General features: G+C 64.1%; 18 protein-coding genes and 1 riboswitch (1 of these 19 running past the window's edge). Of the genes, 16 read left to right on the forward strand and 2 right to left on the reverse strand.

Annotated features, from left to right (window positions below; all coding sequences use genetic code 11):
• From AC1Q5P_RS06280 to atm1, 3 genes are all read left to right on the forward strand, one after another.
• Window positions 1-1460, forward strand: partial view of an oligosaccharide flippase family protein gene (locus tag AC1Q5P_RS06280; RefSeq protein ID WP_492518495.1) — the 3' portion only. Its footprint begins 64 nt before the window's first position; 1460 of the gene's 1524 nt are visible here — the last part of the coding sequence; its start codon lies off the left edge, out of view; its stop codon occupies window positions 1458-1460.
• 52 nt (window positions 1461-1512) lie between these two features.
• Window positions 1513-2475, forward strand: a complete 963-nt coding sequence (locus tag AC1Q5P_RS06285; RefSeq protein ID WP_492518496.1) for an aspartyl protease family protein — start codon at window positions 1513-1515, stop codon at window positions 2473-2475.
• Between the two features lie 86 nt (window positions 2476-2561).
• On the forward strand, window positions 2562-4388 hold the full coding sequence (gene atm1 / locus AC1Q5P_RS06290) for a heavy metal ABC transporter ATP-binding protein/permease Atm1 (protein WP_492518497.1): 1827 nt from the start codon (window positions 2562-2564) through the stop codon (window positions 4386-4388).
• 23 nt (window positions 4389-4411) lie between these two features.
• Here the strand turns inward: atm1 and bfr are convergent, their stop codons facing one another.
• Both bfr and AC1Q5P_RS06300 read right to left on the reverse strand, forming a co-directional pair.
• Window positions 4412-4891: a bacterioferritin gene (gene bfr / locus AC1Q5P_RS06295; protein ID WP_118073027.1), complete on the reverse strand. Its 480-nt coding sequence runs from the start codon at window positions 4889-4891 to the stop codon at window positions 4412-4414.
• Between the two features lie 107 nt (window positions 4892-4998).
• Window positions 4999-5175 carry a (2Fe-2S)-binding protein gene (locus AC1Q5P_RS06300; protein WP_039333680.1) on the reverse strand — a complete coding sequence of 59 codons (177 nt, stop codon included), beginning with the start codon at window positions 5173-5175 and terminating at the stop codon, window positions 4999-5001.
• A gap of 129 nt (window positions 5176-5304) precedes the next feature.
• Window positions 5305-5424: riboswitch (SAM-I-IV-variant riboswitch) on the forward strand.
• Between the two features lie 48 nt (window positions 5425-5472).
• On the opposite strand from AC1Q5P_RS06300, the gene AC1Q5P_RS06305 reads away from it, so the two are divergent.
• The 13 genes from AC1Q5P_RS06305 to AC1Q5P_RS06365 all read left to right on the forward strand — a co-directional run bounded on the left by AC1Q5P_RS06305 (window position 5473) and on the right by AC1Q5P_RS06365 (window position 18236).
• Window positions 5473-6378: a homoserine O-succinyltransferase gene (locus tag AC1Q5P_RS06305; RefSeq protein WP_039333678.1), complete on the forward strand. Its 906-nt coding sequence runs from the start codon at window positions 5473-5475 to the stop codon at window positions 6376-6378.
• Window positions 6379-6583: 205 nt separating this feature from the next.
• Window positions 6584-6787: a 50S ribosomal protein L35 gene (rpmI, locus tag AC1Q5P_RS06310; protein WP_039333769.1), complete on the forward strand. Its 204-nt coding sequence runs from the start codon at window positions 6584-6586 to the stop codon at window positions 6785-6787.
• A gap of 13 nt (window positions 6788-6800) precedes the next feature.
• The gene (gene rplT, locus AC1Q5P_RS06315; protein WP_039333676.1) at window positions 6801-7163 is read left to right on the forward strand and encodes a 50S ribosomal protein L20; all 363 of its coding nucleotides are present in this window, start codon (window positions 6801-6803) and stop codon (window positions 7161-7163) included.
• A 132-nt stretch (window positions 7164-7295) separates the two neighbouring features.
• Window positions 7296-8174: a helix-turn-helix domain-containing protein gene (locus AC1Q5P_RS06320; protein ID WP_230487710.1), complete on the forward strand. Its 879-nt coding sequence runs from the start codon at window positions 7296-7298 to the stop codon at window positions 8172-8174.
• 44 nt (window positions 8175-8218) lie between these two features.
• Window positions 8219-9319: a phenylalanine--tRNA ligase subunit alpha gene (pheS, locus tag AC1Q5P_RS06325; RefSeq protein WP_427466401.1), complete on the forward strand. Its 1101-nt coding sequence runs from the start codon at window positions 8219-8221 to the stop codon at window positions 9317-9319.
• Window positions 9316-11706 (forward strand): phenylalanine--tRNA ligase subunit beta, encoded by a 2391-nt coding sequence (gene pheT / locus AC1Q5P_RS06330; RefSeq protein WP_492518498.1) that lies wholly within the window; start codon window positions 9316-9318, stop codon window positions 11704-11706. The genes pheS and pheT overlap by 4 nt, the downstream gene beginning before the upstream one ends.
• Window positions 11703-12587 (forward strand): aldose 1-epimerase family protein, encoded by an 885-nt coding sequence (locus AC1Q5P_RS06335; RefSeq protein ID WP_492476960.1) that lies wholly within the window; start codon window positions 11703-11705, stop codon window positions 12585-12587. The genes pheT and AC1Q5P_RS06335 overlap by 4 nt, the downstream gene beginning before the upstream one ends.
• Window positions 12588-12598: 11 nt before the next feature.
• A complete protein-coding gene (locus AC1Q5P_RS06340; RefSeq protein ID WP_193827233.1) occupies window positions 12599-14119 on the forward strand; it encodes a peptide chain release factor 3 in 1521 nt (506 codons plus the stop codon).
• Between the two features lie 59 nt (window positions 14120-14178).
• Window positions 14179-15051 carry an alpha/beta fold hydrolase gene (locus AC1Q5P_RS06345; RefSeq protein WP_039333667.1) on the forward strand — a complete coding sequence of 291 codons (873 nt, stop codon included), beginning with the start codon at window positions 14179-14181 and terminating at the stop codon, window positions 15049-15051.
• A complete protein-coding gene (locus AC1Q5P_RS06350; protein WP_039333665.1) occupies window positions 15051-15608 on the forward strand; it encodes a pyridoxamine 5'-phosphate oxidase family protein in 558 nt (185 codons plus the stop codon). The genes AC1Q5P_RS06345 and AC1Q5P_RS06350 overlap by 1 nt, the downstream gene beginning before the upstream one ends.
• Window positions 15609-15615: 7 nt before the next feature.
• Window positions 15616-16329 carry an endonuclease/exonuclease/phosphatase family protein gene (locus AC1Q5P_RS06355; protein ID WP_492518499.1) on the forward strand — a complete coding sequence of 238 codons (714 nt, stop codon included), beginning with the start codon at window positions 15616-15618 and terminating at the stop codon, window positions 16327-16329.
• A 210-nt stretch (window positions 16330-16539) separates the two neighbouring features.
• Window positions 16540-16878 carry a P-II family nitrogen regulator gene (locus tag AC1Q5P_RS06360; RefSeq protein WP_039333663.1) on the forward strand — a complete coding sequence of 113 codons (339 nt, stop codon included), beginning with the start codon at window positions 16540-16542 and terminating at the stop codon, window positions 16876-16878.
• Window positions 16879-16913: 35 nt separating this feature from the next.
• Window positions 16914-18236 (forward strand): ammonium transporter, encoded by a 1323-nt coding sequence (locus AC1Q5P_RS06365; RefSeq protein ID WP_039333662.1) that lies wholly within the window; start codon window positions 16914-16916, stop codon window positions 18234-18236.
• Window positions 18237-18386 lie beyond the last annotated feature (150 nt).

Raw genomic sequence — 18386 nt, forward strand, 5'->3', positions numbered from 1 at the left:
TCCGCGCGGCAGCCGTCTGGGCGCTGATCTCGCAATATGCCTCCTTTGCGCTGCAGTTCGTGGCCAGCATCGTGCTCGCGCGCTGGTACATCACGCCCGATCAGCTGGGCCGGTTCTCGATCGCCTTTGCCGCGGTCACGCTGGTCGCATTCCTGCAGGATTTCGGCGTCACGCGTTATATCAACGGAGAGCGCGATCTCACGGCAGAGAAACTGCGGTCCGCTTTCACGATTTCGGTGGTCTTCGCCTGGGGGATAGCGCTTCTCGCTCTCGCCAGTGCCTGGCCGATCGCTGTCTTCTATGGCGATCCGCAATTGCTGCCGATCACTCTGGTCATCGCGGCATCCTACCTGCTCGTGCCGCTGGCGATCGTCCCCCAGGCGACCTGCCAGCGCCGCATGGACTATCGTTCGAACACGATGATCGAGGTCGGAGCGGCGGTGGCCAACGCCTTGACCGCATTGATCCTGGCGATCCTTGGTCATGGCGCGCTTGCCCTCGCCTGGGGGGCCTTCGCCCAGCAGGCGGCGCGGTTGCTCATCAGTCAGTGGCGTTCGGGCGGCATGCTGCCGTGGCCGCCAAAGATAGCGCGCGCGGCAGACGTCATGGCACTGGGCGGCACCAACACCGTACAAGTGGTCTGCAGTTCACTCTCTGCCCGCGCGCCGGAGCTGGTCATCGGGCGCATGATCGACAGCGCCGCTGTCGGCCTCTTTGCGCGCGCATCGGGATTGGCCCTGCAGTTGCGCCTGCTGATCGCGGGTGCGGTTACCGGCGTCTTCTATCCCGCGTTTCGCCGGATCCGCGATAGCGGTGAACCCTTGGGGCCACCCTATCTGCGCGTGCTGGCGGCCTATACCGGGGTAACCTGGCCGGCCATGGCGGGCATCGCGGTGCTCGGCGAGCCCCTGATCAGGTTGCTTTACGGCGAGCGCTGGATGGCAGCGGCGCCCCTGCTCACCTGGGTTGCGCTCTCGCAGATCGGCTACGTCGCGCTGCCGCTCTATGCAGACCTGCCGGTGCTTATGGGACGGCTGAAGCCGCTCATGCGCTGTATGGTCATCGAGACGGTGCTGTCCGTGGTGCTGATCGCACTTACTGCGCCGCTGGGGCTGGAATGGGTGGCCGCCTCGCGCGTGATACATGCCGGGCTATGGGTCGTGATCTACCTGCCCTTGCTGGCTTCGACACTCGAGCTGCGTTACCGCGACATCCTGCTGGGCTGGTTGTGTAGTGCCGCCGTCTCGCTGGCCGCAGTCCTGCCGTTATTGCTGGGGTTCTTCATCGGGCAAGGTCCCGCCGAACTCGGGCTGGTGCAGGCCGCATCGACTGTTGCGCTCGGGATCGTGCTGTGGCTCGCCTCCTTGCGAGTGCTCGGCCATCCGCTTTACGCCGAGATCCACGAGATCGCTCGCGGACTGCTGGCGCTCATTCGTCGCTCGTCCCCCGCCACGCGCTAAGGACTCGCCAAGGCGCCCATGCAGGCGTAAATCAGGCATGGGAGAAGTCGCCATGCCACAGGGCCACCCTTTGCCGGTGTTTTCGCGAAGGCTTTTCATGCTTGCGCTGGCCAGCATCGTGCCGCCGGCGTTCGCCAGCGAACCGGCGACCCAGCCCTTCCCATCACCTGCTGACGAGCTTGTGCAGCTCCAACGGGACAGACATGATCGCATGACTGTCCCGGTCCTGATCGGGAAAAGCGGCCCCTACGATTTCCTGATCGACACCGGCTCCGAGCGCACGGTCCTTTCACGGCAGGTGGCGCAAGGGTTGGGCCTGCCTGTGACCGGCAATGGCGTGGTCGTCGGCGTGGCAGGCTCGCACCAAGTGGAACTGGTCGATGTCGAGGAGATAAGCCTCGGAAAGCGGACATATTATACCCTGACCGCGCCGCTGCTGGAAGCCGAGCATATCGGCGCGCAAGGCATCGTCGGGCTCGACAGCCTGCAGGACCAGCGCGTGCTGATAGACTTCGGCGCCAATCGCATCGCCATTGGCGATGCCGCATCGCTGGGCGGCACGAAAGGCTTCGAGATCGTCGTCAAGGCCAAGCGGCGTTCGGGCCAGCTGATCATGACCAACGCGATCATCGATGGCGTCCACACCGACGTCGTGCTCGATACCGGGTCTGACAGCTCGATCGGCAACCTTGCGCTGCGCAAGGCCATGGCCCGCCGCAACCGCACCGAGCAGACGACACTGTTCTCGGTGACGGGCCAGGCGCTCAATGCGGATATTGTCATGGCCTCGACGATCGAGATCGAAGGGTTGCAGATCCACAATACCCCCCTCGCCTTTGCCGACTCCCCGGCGTTCCACCGGCTCGATCTGGTCAAGCGCCCGGCAATCCTGCTGGGTATGGCGCAGATGCGCATGTTCAGGCGGGTGGCGATCGACTTCGCGACAAGGCGCGTGCTGTTCGACCTGCCGCCCGGGACCGCAATGCCGGACTCGCACAGGAGCATCCGGTTCTGATTGCCAGTCTGCCTGCAAGGCCGCCTTTGCCGCTGTAAACTTTCAAAGCTCTGGCATAGCCGTCCACGTTCCCTATGTGGGAACCCATGCCACCTGATACACCGACGAGTCCCAAAGACGCCCGCCACGATGGCTGGGCCACGCTCAAGCGCTTCCTCCCGTACCTCTGGCCTGCCGACAATGCGGTCCTGCGCCGCCGGGTCATGGGCGCGGTGGTCATGGTACTGCTCGGCAAGGCGACGACACTTGCGCTGCCATTCGCATACAAGAAAGCCGTCGACGCAATGACGCTTCCGGCAGGCGCTCAGCCTGCCCTGACTGTCGCACTGGCGTTCGTCCTGGCCTATGCCCTCGGTCGCTTTGCCGGGGTGTTGTTCGACAACCTGCGCAACATCGTGTTCGAGCGCGTTGGCCAGGACGCCACGCGGCATCTGGCGGAAAACGTCTTCGCCCGCCTCCACAAGCTGTCGCTGCGCTTCCACCTCGCCCGCCGCACCGGCGAGGTAACCAAGGTGATCGAGCGCGGAACCAAGAGCATCGACACGATGCTCTATTTCCTGCTGTTCAACATTGCCCCGACGGTGATCGAGCTGACGGCGGTCATCGTGATCTTCTGGCTGAACTTCGGGCTGGGACTGGTCACGGCGACGATCCTTGCCGTGATCGCCTATGTCTACGCCACGCGCACCATCACCGAATGGCGTACGGCGCTGCGCGAGAAGATGAACCGGCTCGATGGCCAGGCGCTGGCCCGCGCGGTCGACTCGCTGCTGAACTACGAGACGGTGAAATACTTCGGCGCCGAAGCGCGCGAGGAAGCGCGATACGCCTCCGCCGCGCGCGCCTACGCCGATGCCGCGGTGAAGAGCGAAAACAGCCTTGGCCTCCTCAACATCGCGCAGGCCCTGATCGTCAACCTGCTGATGGCGGGGGCAATGGCCTGGACTGTCTATGGCTGGTCACAGGGCAAATTGACGGTCGGCGACCTTGTCTTCGTCAACACGTACCTCACCCAGCTCTTCCGCCCGCTCGACATGCTCGGCATGGTCTATCGCACCATCCGGCAGGGCCTGATCGACATGGCCGAAATGTTCCGCCTGATCGACACGCATATCGAAGTGGCAGACGCCGCCGATGCGCCTGCGCTGGTGGTGAACCGCCCCTCGGTGACGTTCGACAATGTCGTGTTCGGTTATGACCGCGATCGCGAGATCCTGCACGGTCTGTCGTTCGAAGTGCCTGCGGGCAGCCGCGTGGCCATCGTCGGCCCATCAGGCGCGGGCAAGTCGACCATCGCGCGCCTGCTGTTCCGCTTCTATGACCCGTGGTCCGGGCGTATCCTGATCGACGGGCAGGACATTGCAGGCGTGACGCAGGCTTCCTTGCGCGCCGCACTGGGCATCGTTCCGCAGGACTCGGTGCTGTTCAACGACACCATAGGCTATAACATCGCCTATGGTCGTGACGGTGCAGGAATGGCCGAGGTCGAGGCCGCCGCCAAGGGCGCGGCGATCGCAGACTTCATCGCGCGATTGCCGCAAGGCTATGACACCGAAGTCGGCGAACGCGGCCTGAAGCTGTCGGGCGGCGAAAAGCAGCGCGTCGCCATCGCGCGCACCCTTGTGAAGAACCCGCCAATCCTGCTGTTCGATGAGGCGACCAGTGCGCTCGATACCCGCACGGAGCAGGACATCCTCTCCACCATGCGCGCCGTCGCCAGCCACCGCACCACGATCTCCATCGCCCACCGGTTGTCGACGATTGCTGATTCCGACACGATTCTCGTGCTGGATCAGGGGCGCCTGTCAGAACAAGGCAACCACGCCGACCTGCTGCGCCGCGATGGCCTCTACGCCGAAATGTGGGCGCGTCAGGCGGCGGAAAGCGCGGAAGTGAGCGAAGCGGCCGAGTAGGAGGCCGCTTCGCAGCGCCAGGATCAGCTTTCGGCGGCTTCGCTGTTGAGCTGGATGTAGTTGGCCAGACCCATGCGCTCGATCATGTCGAACTGCTTCTCGATCACGTCGACATGCTCTTCCTCGCTCTCGAGGATCTTGGCGAAAAGATCGCGGCTGACGAAATCGCGTACGGATTCACAGTGGGCGATGGCATCCCTGAGCAGCGGCAGGGCATCCATCTCCAAGGCAAGGTCAGCCTTGAGGATCTCCTCGACCGATTCGCCAACGCGCAGGCGGCCGAGCGCCTGGAAGTTGGGCAGGCCATCGAGGAACAGGATGCGGTCCGCCAGCATGTCGGCGTGCTTCATCTCGTCGATCGATTCGTGGCGCTCGTACTCGGCCAGCTTCTTGACGCCCCAGTTGGCGAGCAGGCGGTAGTGCAGCCAGTACTGGTTGATCGCGGTCAGCTCGTTGAGCAGGGCCTTGTTGAGATATTCGATGACCTTGGCATCGCCCTTCATCGCGCTGGCTCCTTTGCAATGGATGGAGCGACGTTACGCTGCAGGATGGACGGCATAAAGCGCGAACGACTCGCACCGGGTGCCTGCAACACTTTGCAACGTGGGACTTATGCCAGCGCGCAGGCGCGCTCGTCGGCGATCACGTCCTCGGCATCATCAAGGCACTGCCGGCACTGCGGCTTGAAGCCCATGCGGCCGTAGATCTCCTCTGCATTGCCGGCGTGGCAGCGGGCAGTGGCGCGGATGTCCTTCTCGCGGATGGCATTGCAGATGCAGATGAACATTGCACTGAAACTCCAGGGCAGCACGCTTCCTGCCAATGACTCGCATTAATAATGAGACTGGATCGCAATAGCAAGTGACATCCTGCACCTTCGCCCCGTTGCAAAGCTTTCAAGGCGGTTCTATCTGTCGTCCTACATCGAGAGTTGGAGTGACGCTCCAACGCCAACCTGCCGATCCGGGCAAGGTGGTACCCGATCTGCCGCAAGCAGAAAGGGGATGTGGCCGATCCGGCAACCAAACGGACACGGACACCGTGAAGAGCGTCTTCTCCCTCAGGTTTGAGGAAGACGTTGCACGTGCCGATCAGGATTGCCGACAATCTCCCTGCCCGCCGCACACTCGAGGCGGAGGGCGTGATCGTGATGAGCGAGACCGAGGCCGCGCGCCAGGACATCCGCCCGATGCGGATCGCCCTGCTCAACCTGATGCCCGACAAGATCACCACCGAGACCCAGATCGCCCGCCTTCTGGGCGCAACTCCGCTGCAGGTCGAGCTTGAGCTGGTGCGCATTTCCGACCACGTCAGCAAGAACACTTCGGCAGGTCACATCTCGGCCTTCTACCGTCCGTGGGAGGACGTGCGTGCCGAGAAGTACGATGGCTTGATCGTCACCGGCGCACCGGTCGAGACGATTCCTTATGAAGAGGTCAGCTACTGGGACGAGCTCGCCCGCATCTTCGACTGGTCGCAGACCAACGTGCACCGCACGCTGTCGGTGTGCTGGGGCGCGATGGCCGCGCTGCATCATTTCCATGGCATCGAGAAGCACCCCTTGCCGACCAAGGCCTCGGGCGTGTTCCGCCACATCAACCACGCGCCCGCCAGTCCCTTCATGCGCGGCCTGCCCGATGTGTTCGACGTGCCTGTGTCGCGCTGGAGCGAAGTGCGCCGCGAGGACCTGCCCGAAGGTCGCGGCCTTTCGGTCCTTGCCGACAGCGCCGAAACCGGCCTGTGCCTGATCGATGACCCGGCCCACAACACGTTGCACATGTTCAACCATCTCGAGTACGATACGCTGACGCTGGCGGGCGAATATGCGCGGGACGAAGGCAAGTACTTGCCCCGCCACTATTTCCCCGGTGACGATCCCCAGGCCATGCCCGCCAACACCTGGCGCGGCCACGGCCACCTGCTCTACGGCAACTGGGTAAACGAGACGTACCAGACGACGCCATACGATCTGGCGGATATCGGGAAATGAAAAGCTACGCCGGTTCGCGGGGGAGCGGGCCGGTGCCGCCAGCCCTTTGCTGATGCCAGGGCGCACCGTGCAAAGACTCCACAACACTTGCCTTTCCGCGCCGCATCCCCTAACGGCCCCACCTTCAACCGACACGGATTCGATGATCGGCCTGGCCACAAGGGCTGCCAAGGCAGATCGGACGCGTCGAACTCAGGAGACGAAAATGCCCAAGATGAAGACGAAGAGCGGCGTGAAAAAGCGCTTCAAGCTCACCGCCACCGGCAAGGTGAAGCACGGCGTTGCCGGCAAGCGCCACCGCCTGATCAGCCACAACGCCAAGTACATCCGCCAGAACCGCGGCACTGACGTGATCTCCGACGCCGATGCGAAGGTGATCAAGAAGTGGGCGCCCTACGGGCTGAACTGAGGAGCGCTGAACTATGAGCCGTATCAAGCGTGGTGTAACCACCAAAGCCAAGCACAAGCGGATTCTGGATCAGGCGAAGGGCTATCGCGGCCGTCGCAAGAACACCATCCGCGTCGCCCGTCAGGCCGTCGAAAAGGCCGGCCAGTACGCATACCGCGACCGCAAGGTCAAGAAGCGCAGCTTCCGCGCCCTGTGGATCCAGCGCATCAACGCTGCTGTCCGCGCCGAAGGCCTGACCTACTCGCAGTTCATCCATGGCACCAAGCTTGCCGGGATCGAGCTCGACCGCAAGACCATGGCCGACCTCGCGATGAACGAAGGTGCGATCTTCACCGCCGTCATCGCTCAGGCGAAGGCTGCCCTGCCCGCCGCCTGATCGGCGTTGCAAGCAGGCTGAACAAAAGGGCGGTTCCTTCGGGAGCCGCCCTTTTTCGTTGCGATTCGCGCAAGCGCAGTGCAGGGTGCGGATGAACAACACATAACTAAAGTAAACAGGGGCGCGCACAGCTTGACCGGGGACTGCACAGTCCGGGTTCGATTCCATCGGCCGCCAGAGCCGCTGCAGCGCTATTTCACGACATTTTACCTGACCGAGATCGACGTGCCCCAAGGCCGGGTGACCGATCACCTCCACCCTGAATGGGCAAACATCCGCATCTACCAGGGCGACTTTCCGGATTCGCAATTGCCGGGTCGGCCTCCGTTCGCGGGCGTCCAGGCCAACGCCACCGGGCCGACGAGCACCACTCTGGAATTCACCACCGGCACCACGCGCATCTGGGGCATCGGCCTCTTGCCGCTGGGCTGGGCGCGCTTCGTGCGCCAGCCCGCCAATGCGCACGCCGATCATATCTATGACGTCGCCAGCGAGCCTTTCCTTGCCCCCTTCCGTCCTCTCGCGGCCTCGGTCTTCGGCAAGGAGAAGGACGAGCAGGCCGAACTTTCGCGCATCACCCGCTTCTTCGAACAGAACCTGGCGGCCGACGTCGAAGACGATCCACGCATTGTCGCCTGCCACGCCGCCTTGGTCGATCCGGACATCGCTTCCGTGAGCGAGATGGCCGAGGCGACCCAGTTGCCCACCCACACCGTGGAGCGCCTGTGCCGCAAGCATTTCGGCTTCCCGCCCCGGCTCCTCCTGCGTCGCCAGCGCTTCATGCGCAGCCTCGTGCAATACATGATGGACCCGTCGCTGAAGTGGATCGGCGCGATCGATGGTCACTACCATGATCAGGCCCAGTTCGTTCGGGACTTCCACCGTTTCATGGGCATGAGCCCGAGCGAATATGCCCATTGCCCCAAGCCCGTGCTGCAGGAAGTCATGCGCGCACGGAAGGAGTTCGTCGGCGCGGCGGTTCAAGCCCTGCACACCCCCACTCGATCTTAACTCCAGACTTTGATTCCGGCGCATTTGCGGCTAGCGGCTTGCCGATGGAAAACCTCGATCAACAGCAGGCCGCAACGCTCGCGGCCATTGCGGAAGCAGGCACGCCCGAAGCGGTGGAGGCGATCCGCGTCTCCGCGCTCGGCAAGCAGGGCTGGGTCAGCGCCCTGCTCAAGTCGCTGGGCGGGATGACCCCGGACCAGCGGCAGAGCGAAGGCCCGAAGATTCACGCCGCACGCGAAGCGGTGACCGCCGCCCTCGCAGACCGCAAGAACGCACTGGAAAGCGCCGCGCTCGAAGCGCGCCTCGCGGCCGAAACGGTCGACCTTTCCCTTCCCGCGCCGCAAGCGCCCAGGGGTTCGGTTCACCCGGTTTCGCAGGTCATGGACGAACTGGCCGAGATCTTCGCCGACATGGGCTTCGCCGTCGCGAGCGGTCCCGAGATCGAGGACGACTGGCACAACTTCACCGCGCTCAACATGCCCGAGACGCATCCGGCGCGCGCGATGCACGATACCTTCTATTTCCCTGACAAGGATGCCGAAGGCCGTTCGATGCTGCTGCGCACGCATACCTCGCCGGTGCAGATCCGTTCGATGATCGCGCAAGGCGCGCCGATCCGCATCATCGCCCCGGGCCGCGTCTATCGTTCGGACTCGGACGCCACGCACACGCCGATGTTCCACCAGATCGAAGGCCTCGTCATCGACAAGGGCATCCACCTCGGCCATCTCAAGTGGACGCTGGAAACCTTCCTCAAGGCCTTCTTCGAACGGGACGACATCGTCCTGCGCCTGCGCCCGAGCTACTTCCCCTTCACCGAACCATCGGTGGAGGTCGACGTCGGTTACACGCTCATCAACGGCAAGCGCGTCGTTGGCGGCAGCGGCGATGCGGAGAACGGTGGCTGGATGGAAGTGCTGGGCAGCGGCATGGTCAACCGCAAGGTCATCGAGTTCGGCGGGCTCGATCCCGATGAATGGCAGGGCTTCGCCTTCGGCACCGGCGTCGATCGCCTCGCCATGCTCAAGTACGGCATGGATGACCTGCGCGCCTTCTTCGATGGCGATGTGCGGTGGCTTGGCCACTACGGCTTCGGCGCGCTCGATGTGCCGACCCTTTCCGGCGGTGTTGGAGTACGTTCGTGAAGTTCTCGCTTTCGTGGTTGAAGTCGGTCCTCGATACCAAGGCCGACGCCCGCACCATCGCCGAAAAGCTGACCTCGCTGGGCCTGGAGATCGAAGGCGTCGAAGATGCCTCGGCGGCGCTCAAGAGCTTCCGCGTCGCCCGCGTGCTGACGGCGGAGAAGCACCCGCAGGCCGACAAGCTGCAGGTGCTCTCCGTCGATCTTGGTGATGGTTCGCCCCTGCAGGTTGTCTGTGGCGCGCCCAATGCGCGTGCAGGCCTTGTCGGCGTGCTCGGCCTGCCCGGCGCAGTGGTCCCGGCCAATGGCATGGAACTTCGTAAGTCCGCCATCCGCGGCGTCGAATCCAACGGCATGATGTGCTCGACGCGCGAGCTTGGCCTTGGCGAAGAGCATGACGGCATCATCGAACTGCCCGAAGACGCGCCGCTCGGCACGACCTTTGCCGATTACCTCGGATCGGACCCGGTGTTCGACGTGGCGATCACGCCCAACCGTCCGGACTGCATGGGCGTTCACGGCATCGCCCGCGATCTCGCTGCGGCGGGCTTGGGCGTGCTCAAGCCGATCGAAGCCAAGCCGGTTGCTGGCAGCTTCCCCTGTCCGGTCGAAGTGCGCACCGACGATCCTGAAGGTTGCCCCGCCTTCTACGGCCGCGTGATTCGTGGCGTAAAGAATGGGCCGAGCCCGAAGTGGCTGCAGGACTACCTGAAGAGCGCGGGCCAGCGTCCGATCTCGGCCCTGGTGGACATTACCAATTACGTCATGCTCGGCTATGGCCGCCCGGCTCACGCCTATGACATGGCGAAGCTTTCGGGCGCGGTCGTGGCCCGCAAGGCGCGCGAAGGCGAGACCTGCCTCGCGCTCAATGGCAAGGAATATGCGCTGCAGCCGTGGATGACGGTGATTTCCGACGATGCCGGCGTGCATGACATCGCCGGGATCATGGGTGGCGAAGATTCGGGCTGCTCGGACGGGACGACCGACGTCCTGCTCGAAGTTGCGTACTTCGATCCGGCTTCCATCGCCCGCACCGGGCAGGCGCTGGCGCTAGCTTCCGACGCGCGCGGGCGGTTCGAACGTGGCGTCGATCCGGCGTTCCTCGATACCGGGCTTGACCTGCTGACCAGTCTGATCCTCGAGATCTGCGGTGGCGAAGCGAGCGAAGTCGTGCGCGCAGGGCAACCGCCGCTGGCGCGCAAGACCGTGACCTATGATCCGAAGCTGGCCGGTAGCCTTGGCGGCATCGACGTCGGCAATGGCGAACAGAAGCGCATCCTTGCCGCGCTCGGCTTCGACGTGGCCGAAGACTGGACCGTCACCGTGCCGACCTGGCGCCCGGACGTGGACGGCGCACCCGACATCGTCGAGGAAGTGATCCGCGTCCACGGGCTCGATGCCGTGCCTTCCACGCCGCTGCCGCGCGCAGATGGTGTGGCCAAGCCGACCGCAACTGCGGTGCAGACGCTTGAGCGCCGGGTCCGCAGAGCGGCTGCCTCGCGTGGCCTGCATGAAGCGGTGACGTGGTCGTTCCTGCCCGAGAAGGAAGCCGCGCACTTTGCCGATGGCGAGGAAACCTGGGCGCTGGCCAACCCGATCTCCGAAGACCTCAAGGTCATGCGCCCCTCGCTGCTGCCCGGCCTGCTCTCGGCCGCCCAGCGCAATCTCCACCGTGGCGCCACCTCGGTGCGCCTGTTCGAGATCGGCCGCCGCTACTTGCGCGGCGCCAATGGCGCGAGCGACGAAAAGCTGAGCCTAGCCGTTGTTCTGGCAGGCGAATCCGTCTCGCGCGGCTGGGCGACTGGCAAGGCCAAGCTGTTCGACGCATTCGACGCCAAGGCCGAAGCGCTGGCGCTGCTTGCAGAAGCGGGCGCTCCGGTCGACAACCTGCAGGTCATGGGCGAGGCTGGGGATCAGTTCCACCCCGGCCAGTCGGCCACCCTGCGCCTCGGGCCAAAGCAGGTGCTGGCGCGCTTCGGCATGCTGCATCCGGCAACCGCCAGGGCCTTCGATCTCGATGGTCCCGTGGCGGTGGTCGAGCTGTTCCTCGACCGCATCCCGCCGCGCAAGGGCCCCGGCCAGTTCGCCCGCCCGCACTTTGCGCCACCTGCACTTCAGGCGGTGACGCGCGACTTTGCCTTCCTTGTCGATGCTGCGGTTCCAGCAGGTGATCTGCTCCGTGCTGTCAAGGGTGCGGACAAGCAGGCCATTGTTTCGGCACGGATTTTCGATGACTTCCGCGGGGCTGGCGTGCCAGAGGGCCAGAAGAGCCTTGCCATCGAAGTGACGCTCCAGCCGGTCGAGAAGTCGTTCGATGAGGCGACGCTCAAGGCGGTTTCGGACAAGGTGGTGGCTGCTGCTGCCAAGCTCGGCGGTGTCCTGCGCGGATGAGTGACGATCTCGTCACCATCGCCAGCGCGGAGCTGACTGCGCAAATAAATCCTTTGGGCGCAGAGCTTTGGTCGCTGACCGACGCTGCGGGCGCGGAATACATGACCGATGCGGACCCGGCCTTCTGGTCGGGTCACGCGCCCTTCCTGTTTCCGATCGTCGGGGCGCTGTCGGGTGACACGCTGCGCCTTGATGGTCGCGAATTTTCCATGCCGAAACATGGCTTTGCACGACGCAGTGCCTTCGCCCCGGTTCATGCCGAAGGGGCGGAGGCACGCTTCCGCCTGACCGATTCACCAAGCACCCGGGCGGTCTATCCATTCGGCTTCGTGCTCGAAGTGGCCTACCGCATCGAGGGCATGACGCTGCACACCGAGGTCAGCGTGTTCAATCCCAACGCGGAAGCGCTGCCCTTCAGCTTCGGCTTCCATCCGGCCTTCGCATGGCCGCTTCCCGGGGATTTTCCCAAGGAAGATCATAAGCTTGTCTTTGAAAAGGGCGAAAGTCCAACTCTACGGCAACTCACCCCCAACTCTGGCGAACTCTCCCCCAACTCCGTGCCAAGCCCTGCGAACTCTCGCGAGCTGCGGCTGCACGAAGACCTGTTCCGCAACGATGCGCTGATCTGGGACGTGTTCGAGAGCAAGTCGCTCACCTATGGCACCGATGGCGGGACCACTCTCGACCTCCATTTCCCCGACACGACGTCGATGGGCGTCTGGCAGGTTCCGGGCGCGCGCTACATCTGCATCGAGCCGTGGCAGGGTTACGCCGACCCCGCAGGCTTCACCGGCGATTTCCGCGAGAAGCCCGGCGTCGTCCTGCTCGATCCCGGCGCGACGCGCAGCTTCCGCATGGACGTGACCGTAAACCCGCGCTAACCGCGCTCCCCATGTCCAATCGCCGCACCTTCGCCATCATTTCGCACCCTGACGCGGGCAAGACCACGCTGACCGAGAAGCTGCTGCTTCAGGGCGGCGCGATCCACCTTGCCGGCGAGGTCAAGGCACGCGGGGCCGCCCGCCGCGCGCGGTCGGACTGGATGAAGATCGAGCAGCAGCGCGGTATCTCGGTGACGTCGTCGGTGATGACGTTCCAGAAGGACGGCGTTGTCTTCAACCTGCTCGATACGCCGGGCCACGAGGACTTTTCCGAAGACACCTACCGCACGCTGACCGCGGTCGATTCGGCGATCATGGTGATTGACGCGGCCAAGGGTATCGAGCCGCAGACGCGCAAGCTGTTCGAAGTCTGCCGCATGCGCTCGGTGCCGATCATCACCTTCGTCAACAAGGTCGACCGCGAAGGCCGTTCGGTGTTCGAGACGCTGGACGAAGTCGCCGATGCGCTGGCGCTCGACGTCGTGCCGATGTCCTGGCCGATCGGCATGGGCGGGATCTTTCAGGGCGTGATGAACTTCGCCGACGAAACCATCGCCCGTCCCGAAGGTGACAGCCGCGAATTCCTGGGCAAGCGCGAACCCGCGGTCGACATACCCGAGGACATTGCCGAGGAAATCGAACTGGCCCGCGCCGGCTACCCCGAGTTCGATCTCGAAGCCTATCGCCATGGCGACCTGACGCCGGTCTATTTCGGATCGGCGCTGAAGAACTTCGGCGTTGCCGAGCTGATCGATGCGATTGCCCGCTATGCTCCGCCGCCGCGCCCGCAGAAGTCGAGCGAAGGCACGGTGGAACCGGAGCGGCCCGACGTGACCGGGTTCATCTTCAAGGTGCAGGCCAACATGGACCCGCAGCACCGCGACCGTATCGCATTCATGCGCATGGTCTCGGGCACGTTCAGGCGGGGCATGAAGCTGACGCCTTCGGGCCTGGGCAAGCCGATCGCCGTGCATTCGCCGATCCTGTTCTTCGCGCAGGACCGCGAGATTGCCGACACCGCCGAGGCGGGCGACATCATCGGCATCCCGAACCACGGAACCCTGCGCGTGGGCGATACGCTTTCGGAAAGGAACGACCTGCGCTTTACGGGGCTGCCGAACTTCGCGCCGGAAATCCTGCGCCGCGTGGTGCTGAAGGACCCGACCAAGACCAAGCAGCTGCGCAAGGCGCTGGACGACCTTTCCGAAGAAGGCGTGATCCAGGTATTCTATCCGGAGATCGGCAGCCAGTGGATCGTCGGCGTGGTCGGCCAGCTTCAGCTCGACGTGCTGGTTTCGCGCCTCGAGGCGGAATACAAGGTCGAGGCGGTGCTCGAACCTTCGCCGTTCGATACCGCACGCTGGCTCAAGGGCAGCGACGCGGCGCTCAAGTCCTTTGCCGATTTCAATGCATCGAACCTTGCCAAGGATCGCGATGGCGACCCCGTTTTCATGGCGCGATCGTCATGGGATGTGGGCTACCAGCAGGAGCGCAACCCTGAGCTGACCTTCTCGGCAACGAAGGAAAGGTAGCGGGCCCAGCGGCATCCGGGGGTTGAAACCGCGGCCTATCCGGCGCAGTTACTCGGCCCATGCAGTTACTCGGTCCCAGTTCGAACACCTTCATCTCTCAGCGCCTGCGCCTCCACTATGTGGACTGGGGCAACACGGACAAGCCGCCGCTGCTGCTGGTCCATGGCGGGCGCGACCATTGCCGGTCGTGGGACTGGACCGCCGAGGCCCTGCGCGAGGACTGGCACATCATCGCCATGGACCACCGCGGCCACGGTGACAGCCAGTGGACCGAGGACGGCAACTATCGCACGATGGACCTCGTCTATGACGTGGCCCAGCTGATCCACCAGCTCGACCTCGCCCCGGTGACGATCGTCTCGCATTCGTGGGGCGCGAACACCAGCCTGCGCTATGCCGGGCTGTTTCCGGAAAACGTGCGCAAGATCGTGGCCATCGAGGGGCTGTTCCCGACGCCCGAGCGCGAGGCGATGATGAAGAACGTGCCCTTCGCACGGCGCGTCCGGGATTTCATCGGCGAGAAGCGAAAGGCCGCCGGGCGCCTGCCGCGCCGCTATCCGACGCTCGAGGACGCCTATGCGCGCATGAAGGGCGAGAACCCCTACCTGACCGACGAGCAGGCGCGACACCTGACCCGCCACGGCATCAACCGCAACGAGGACGGCACGTTCAGCTGGAAGTTCGATCCGCATCTCAACGTCGATGGCGCGCCCTATGATATCACCATCGAGCAGCGCAACGAGCTGTGGAAGGCCATCACCTGTCCGACCCTGCTGCTGAACGGCGCGGATTCCTGGGCCGGCAATCCGGTCGAGAACGGGATGATCGAGCACTTCCGCAATGCCGAGGTGATCGAGTTCGAGAACGCCGGGCACTGGCTGCACCACGACCAGTTCGACAAGTTCATCGCGACGCTGAAAGACTTCCTCTGATGGCAAAGTTCACCGACTGCATCCTGCCCGAGCACGAGGCGATGATCGGGCAGCAGTCGGTGTTCTTCGTGGCCACGGCCGCAGCGGAAGGGCGGATCAACCTTTCGCCCAAGGGTTATGACTGCTTCCGGGTGCTTGGACCAAATCGCGTGGCCTATCTTGACCTTGCCGGATCGGGCAACGAGACGCACGCGCATCTGATGGCCGATGGCCGCATCACGATCATGATGACCAATTTCCAGCAGCCTGCGCTGATCCTTCGGTTGTATGGCCATGGCAAGCCGGTGCTTCCTGCCGATCCCGCATGGCAGGAACTGGCAGCGCATTTCACGGTTCTGGCAGGCACACGCCAGATCTTCGACATCGCGGTGGACAGCGTGCAGACAAGCTGTGGCTGGGGCGTGCCGCTGATGACACTCGAGCAGGAGCGGCAAACGCTGGTGAAGTACCACGCGCAATCCGATCCTGCGGCCTGGGAAGCAAAGATGGCGGCGCGCACCAGCAGCATCGACGGACTGCCCGTGACGCCGACCGACCGCTATATTTCAGGGGCCTGACGTCGGTTTGAAACTCAAGGTCGCCAGCTACAACATCCACAAGGCCGTCGGGCTTGACCGGCAGCGTGATCCCGACCGGATCATGACAATCCTGCGCGAGATCGATGCCGACGTGATTGCCCTGCAGGAAGCGGACCGCCGCTTCGGCTTGCGCGAGGCGGTGATTCCCCGCGCCACGCTTGACGACCACAGCCCGTGGCGTGCCGTGGAGCCGGGGCATTACGATCGGGCGCGGACCGGAGCGAGCATGGGCTGGCACGGCAATGCGCTGCTGGTGCGGCGCGAGATCGAAGTGGTGGAAGCCTGCGCCGTGCCATTGCCGACAATCGAGCCGCGCGGGGCGGTCTGTGCCACCTTGCGCATGGGCGGCGCGCTTGTGCGCGTGGTGGGCATGCATCTCGATCTTTCCGGCCTGCGCCGCCGCCAGCAGGTGGAGACGGTGTGCGGGCATGTCGCCGGGCACGCCGAACCCGGCCATGTCGTGATGATGGGCGATCTCAACGAATGGTCGCCGTCGGGCGGCGCACTGGGAGCGTTCGCCGCGCCGCTGAAGGTCCTTGCGCCGGGACGGAGCTTTCCTTCGCGCCGGCCCGTGGCGCAGCTTGACCGGATCGTGGTGAGTGATGGGCTCCGGGTGGAGGGCCTGGGTGTGCACCACAGTCCGCTTGCCGCGGTGGGATCGGACCACCTGCCGGTCTGGGCCGATCTCGTCCTGCCCTGAATAGGTGCTCCAAATCCGTGCAGCGGACACTGCCTAAAAATTGGGCACGCCGGTTTGGCTGCACAAGAATCGAGCGCGCATAACCACCACGTGGCCATTTTTGTTCCCGTGAAAGGCTGAATCCGTACAAATTCGGATTTGGCACGCCCCTTGCTTAATACTTCTCGCCGGCAGGTCGCCCGGCGTTGAGGGCAACAGAAGGGGGCATGAATGAAATTCATCATCGCCATCATCAAGCCGTTCAAGCTCGACGAAGTGCGTGAAGCACTGTCCGGGCTGGGCGTTGCTGGGATGACGGTGTCGGAGGTGAAGGGCTTTGGTCGGCAGAAGGGCCAGACCGAAATCTACCGTGGCGCCGAATACTCGACCAACATGCTGCCGAAGGTGAAGATCGAGGTTGCTGCGAGCGACGATCTTGCGCCGCAGATCGTGGAAACGATCCAGCAGGCTGCCAGCACCGAAGCGATCGGCGACGGCAAGATCTTCGTCCTCGACCTCGCATCGGCCACGCGCATTCGCACCGGTGAAACCGGGGATACCGCGCTTTGAGCGCGCCTTCCATTTCCGACCTTAGGGGAACCAACATGATCCGCAAGATGATCGGTGGCTTGGCGGGAACGGGCGCTTCGCTCTTCGCTGCCACTGCCGCTTTCGCACAGGAGGCGGCCCCTGCCGCCACCGTCGACAAGGGGGATACCGCTTGGATGATGGTCTCGACCATTCTCGTCCTGATGATGATCCTTCCCGGCCTCGCGCTGTTCTACGGCGGCCTGACCCGCACCAAGAACATGATCGCGACGATGACCCAGATCGGCGCCGTCGCGTGTCTCGCGATGCTGATGTGGGTGATGTTCGGCTACGGCCTCGCTTTCGGCCCCGAAGGCAATGCCTTCATCAGCTGGGGCAAGTTCTTCCTCTCGGGCGTCGACGCCTCGAGCCAGGCTGCGACCTTCACTGCCGGCGTGGAAATTCCGGAATACGTGTTCATCTGCTTCCAGATGACCTTTGCCGCGATCACCGTGGCGCTGGTGCTGGGTTCGGTGGTCGAACGCATGAAGTTCTCGGCGATCATGGTGTTCGCCGCCGTCTGGCTGACGATCTCCTATTTCCCGATCGCGCACATGGTGTGGGCAGCGGGCGGCCTGTTCTTCGACATGGGCGCACTGGACTTCGCCGGTGGTACGGTCGTGCACATCAACGCCGGTGTCTCGGCTCTGGTGGCCTGCCTCATCCTCGGCAAGCGTATCGGTTTCCAGAAGGAAATCATGGCGCCGCACTCGCTGACCATGACCAGCATCGGCACCGGTCTGCTGTGGGTGGGCTGGTTCGGCTTCAACGCCGGTTCGGCTCTCGAAGCCAACGGTTCGGCCGCTCTTGCCATGATCAACACCTTCGTCGCCACCGCTTCTGCCGGTCTGTTCTGGATGCTCGCCGAGCGTGCAGCCGGCCACAAGGGTTCGGCGCTGGGCTTCTGCTCAGGCATCATCGCCGGCCTCGTCGCGGTGACCCCGGCTGCCGGTAACTCGGGCCCGTTCGGCGCGATCGTCCTGGGTGCCATCGCCTCGATCGTCTGCTTCTACATGGTCACCGTGGTCAAGCCGAAGCTCGGCTATGACGACGCCCTGGACGCCTTCGGCATCCACGGCGTGGGCGGGATCGTCGGCGCCATCGGCACCGCGATCGTCTACGCTCCGTCGCTCGGCGGACCTGGCGCGGAAGACTACGACATGGGTGCCAAGCTGGTCGTGCAGATCATGGCAGTCGTCACCACCATCGGCTGGGCTGCAGTTGCCACCGTCATCGCCATGTATGTCTCGAAGGCTGTCACCGGTCTGCGGGTCACCGAAGAAGTCGAACGCGAAGGCCTCGACCTCGGTGAGCACGGCGAGCGCGCTTACAACTACTGATTACCTGAATTCCCGAATTGGCGGGGTTGGAGAGCCAGATCCTCTCCCTCTCATCTCCCTCCCCGCCAAACCTTGTTCCTCCTGCGAACAGACTAAGGCCGGAAGCGCTAGCCCGCTTCCGGCCCTTTTTTTGTTCGCGATCGGCGGTTC

This window comes from Novosphingobium sp. GW835-FHT14H07, assembly GCF_058793515.1.

Coding starts and splice junctions, on each gene's coding strand:
- AC1Q5P_RS06335 (WP_492476960.1), top strand. CDS start 11,703: ATGAGTGACGATCTCGTCACCATCGCCAGCGCGGAGCTGACTGCGCAA.
- rplT (WP_039333676.1), top strand. CDS start 6,801: ATGAGCCGTATCAAGCGTGGTGTAACCACCAAAGCCAAGCACAAGCGG.
- AC1Q5P_RS06340 (WP_193827233.1), top strand. CDS start 12,599: ATGTCCAATCGCCGCACCTTCGCCATCATTTCGCACCCTGACGCGGGC.
- rpmI (WP_039333769.1), top strand. CDS start 6,584: ATGCCCAAGATGAAGACGAAGAGCGGCGTGAAAAAGCGCTTCAAGCTC.
- bfr (WP_118073027.1), bottom strand. CDS start 4,891: ATGAAGGGCGATGCCAAGGTCATCGAATATCTCAACAAGGCCCTGCTC.
- atm1 (WP_492518497.1), top strand. CDS start 2,562: ATGCCACCTGATACACCGACGAGTCCCAAAGACGCCCGCCACGATGGC.
- AC1Q5P_RS06365 (WP_039333662.1), top strand. CDS start 16,914: ATGATCCGCAAGATGATCGGTGGCTTGGCGGGAACGGGCGCTTCGCTC.
- AC1Q5P_RS06360 (WP_039333663.1), top strand. CDS start 16,540: ATGAAATTCATCATCGCCATCATCAAGCCGTTCAAGCTCGACGAAGTG.
- pheS (WP_427466401.1), top strand. CDS start 8,219: ATGGAAAACCTCGATCAACAGCAGGCCGCAACGCTCGCGGCCATTGCG.
- AC1Q5P_RS06285 (WP_492518496.1), top strand. CDS start 1,513: ATGCCACAGGGCCACCCTTTGCCGGTGTTTTCGCGAAGGCTTTTCATG.
- AC1Q5P_RS06300 (WP_039333680.1), bottom strand. CDS start 5,175: ATGTTCATCTGCATCTGCAATGCCATCCGCGAGAAGGACATCCGCGCC.
- AC1Q5P_RS06345 (WP_039333667.1), top strand. CDS start 14,179: ATGCAGTTACTCGGTCCCAGTTCGAACACCTTCATCTCTCAGCGCCTG.
- AC1Q5P_RS06350 (WP_039333665.1), top strand. CDS start 15,051: ATGGCAAAGTTCACCGACTGCATCCTGCCCGAGCACGAGGCGATGATC.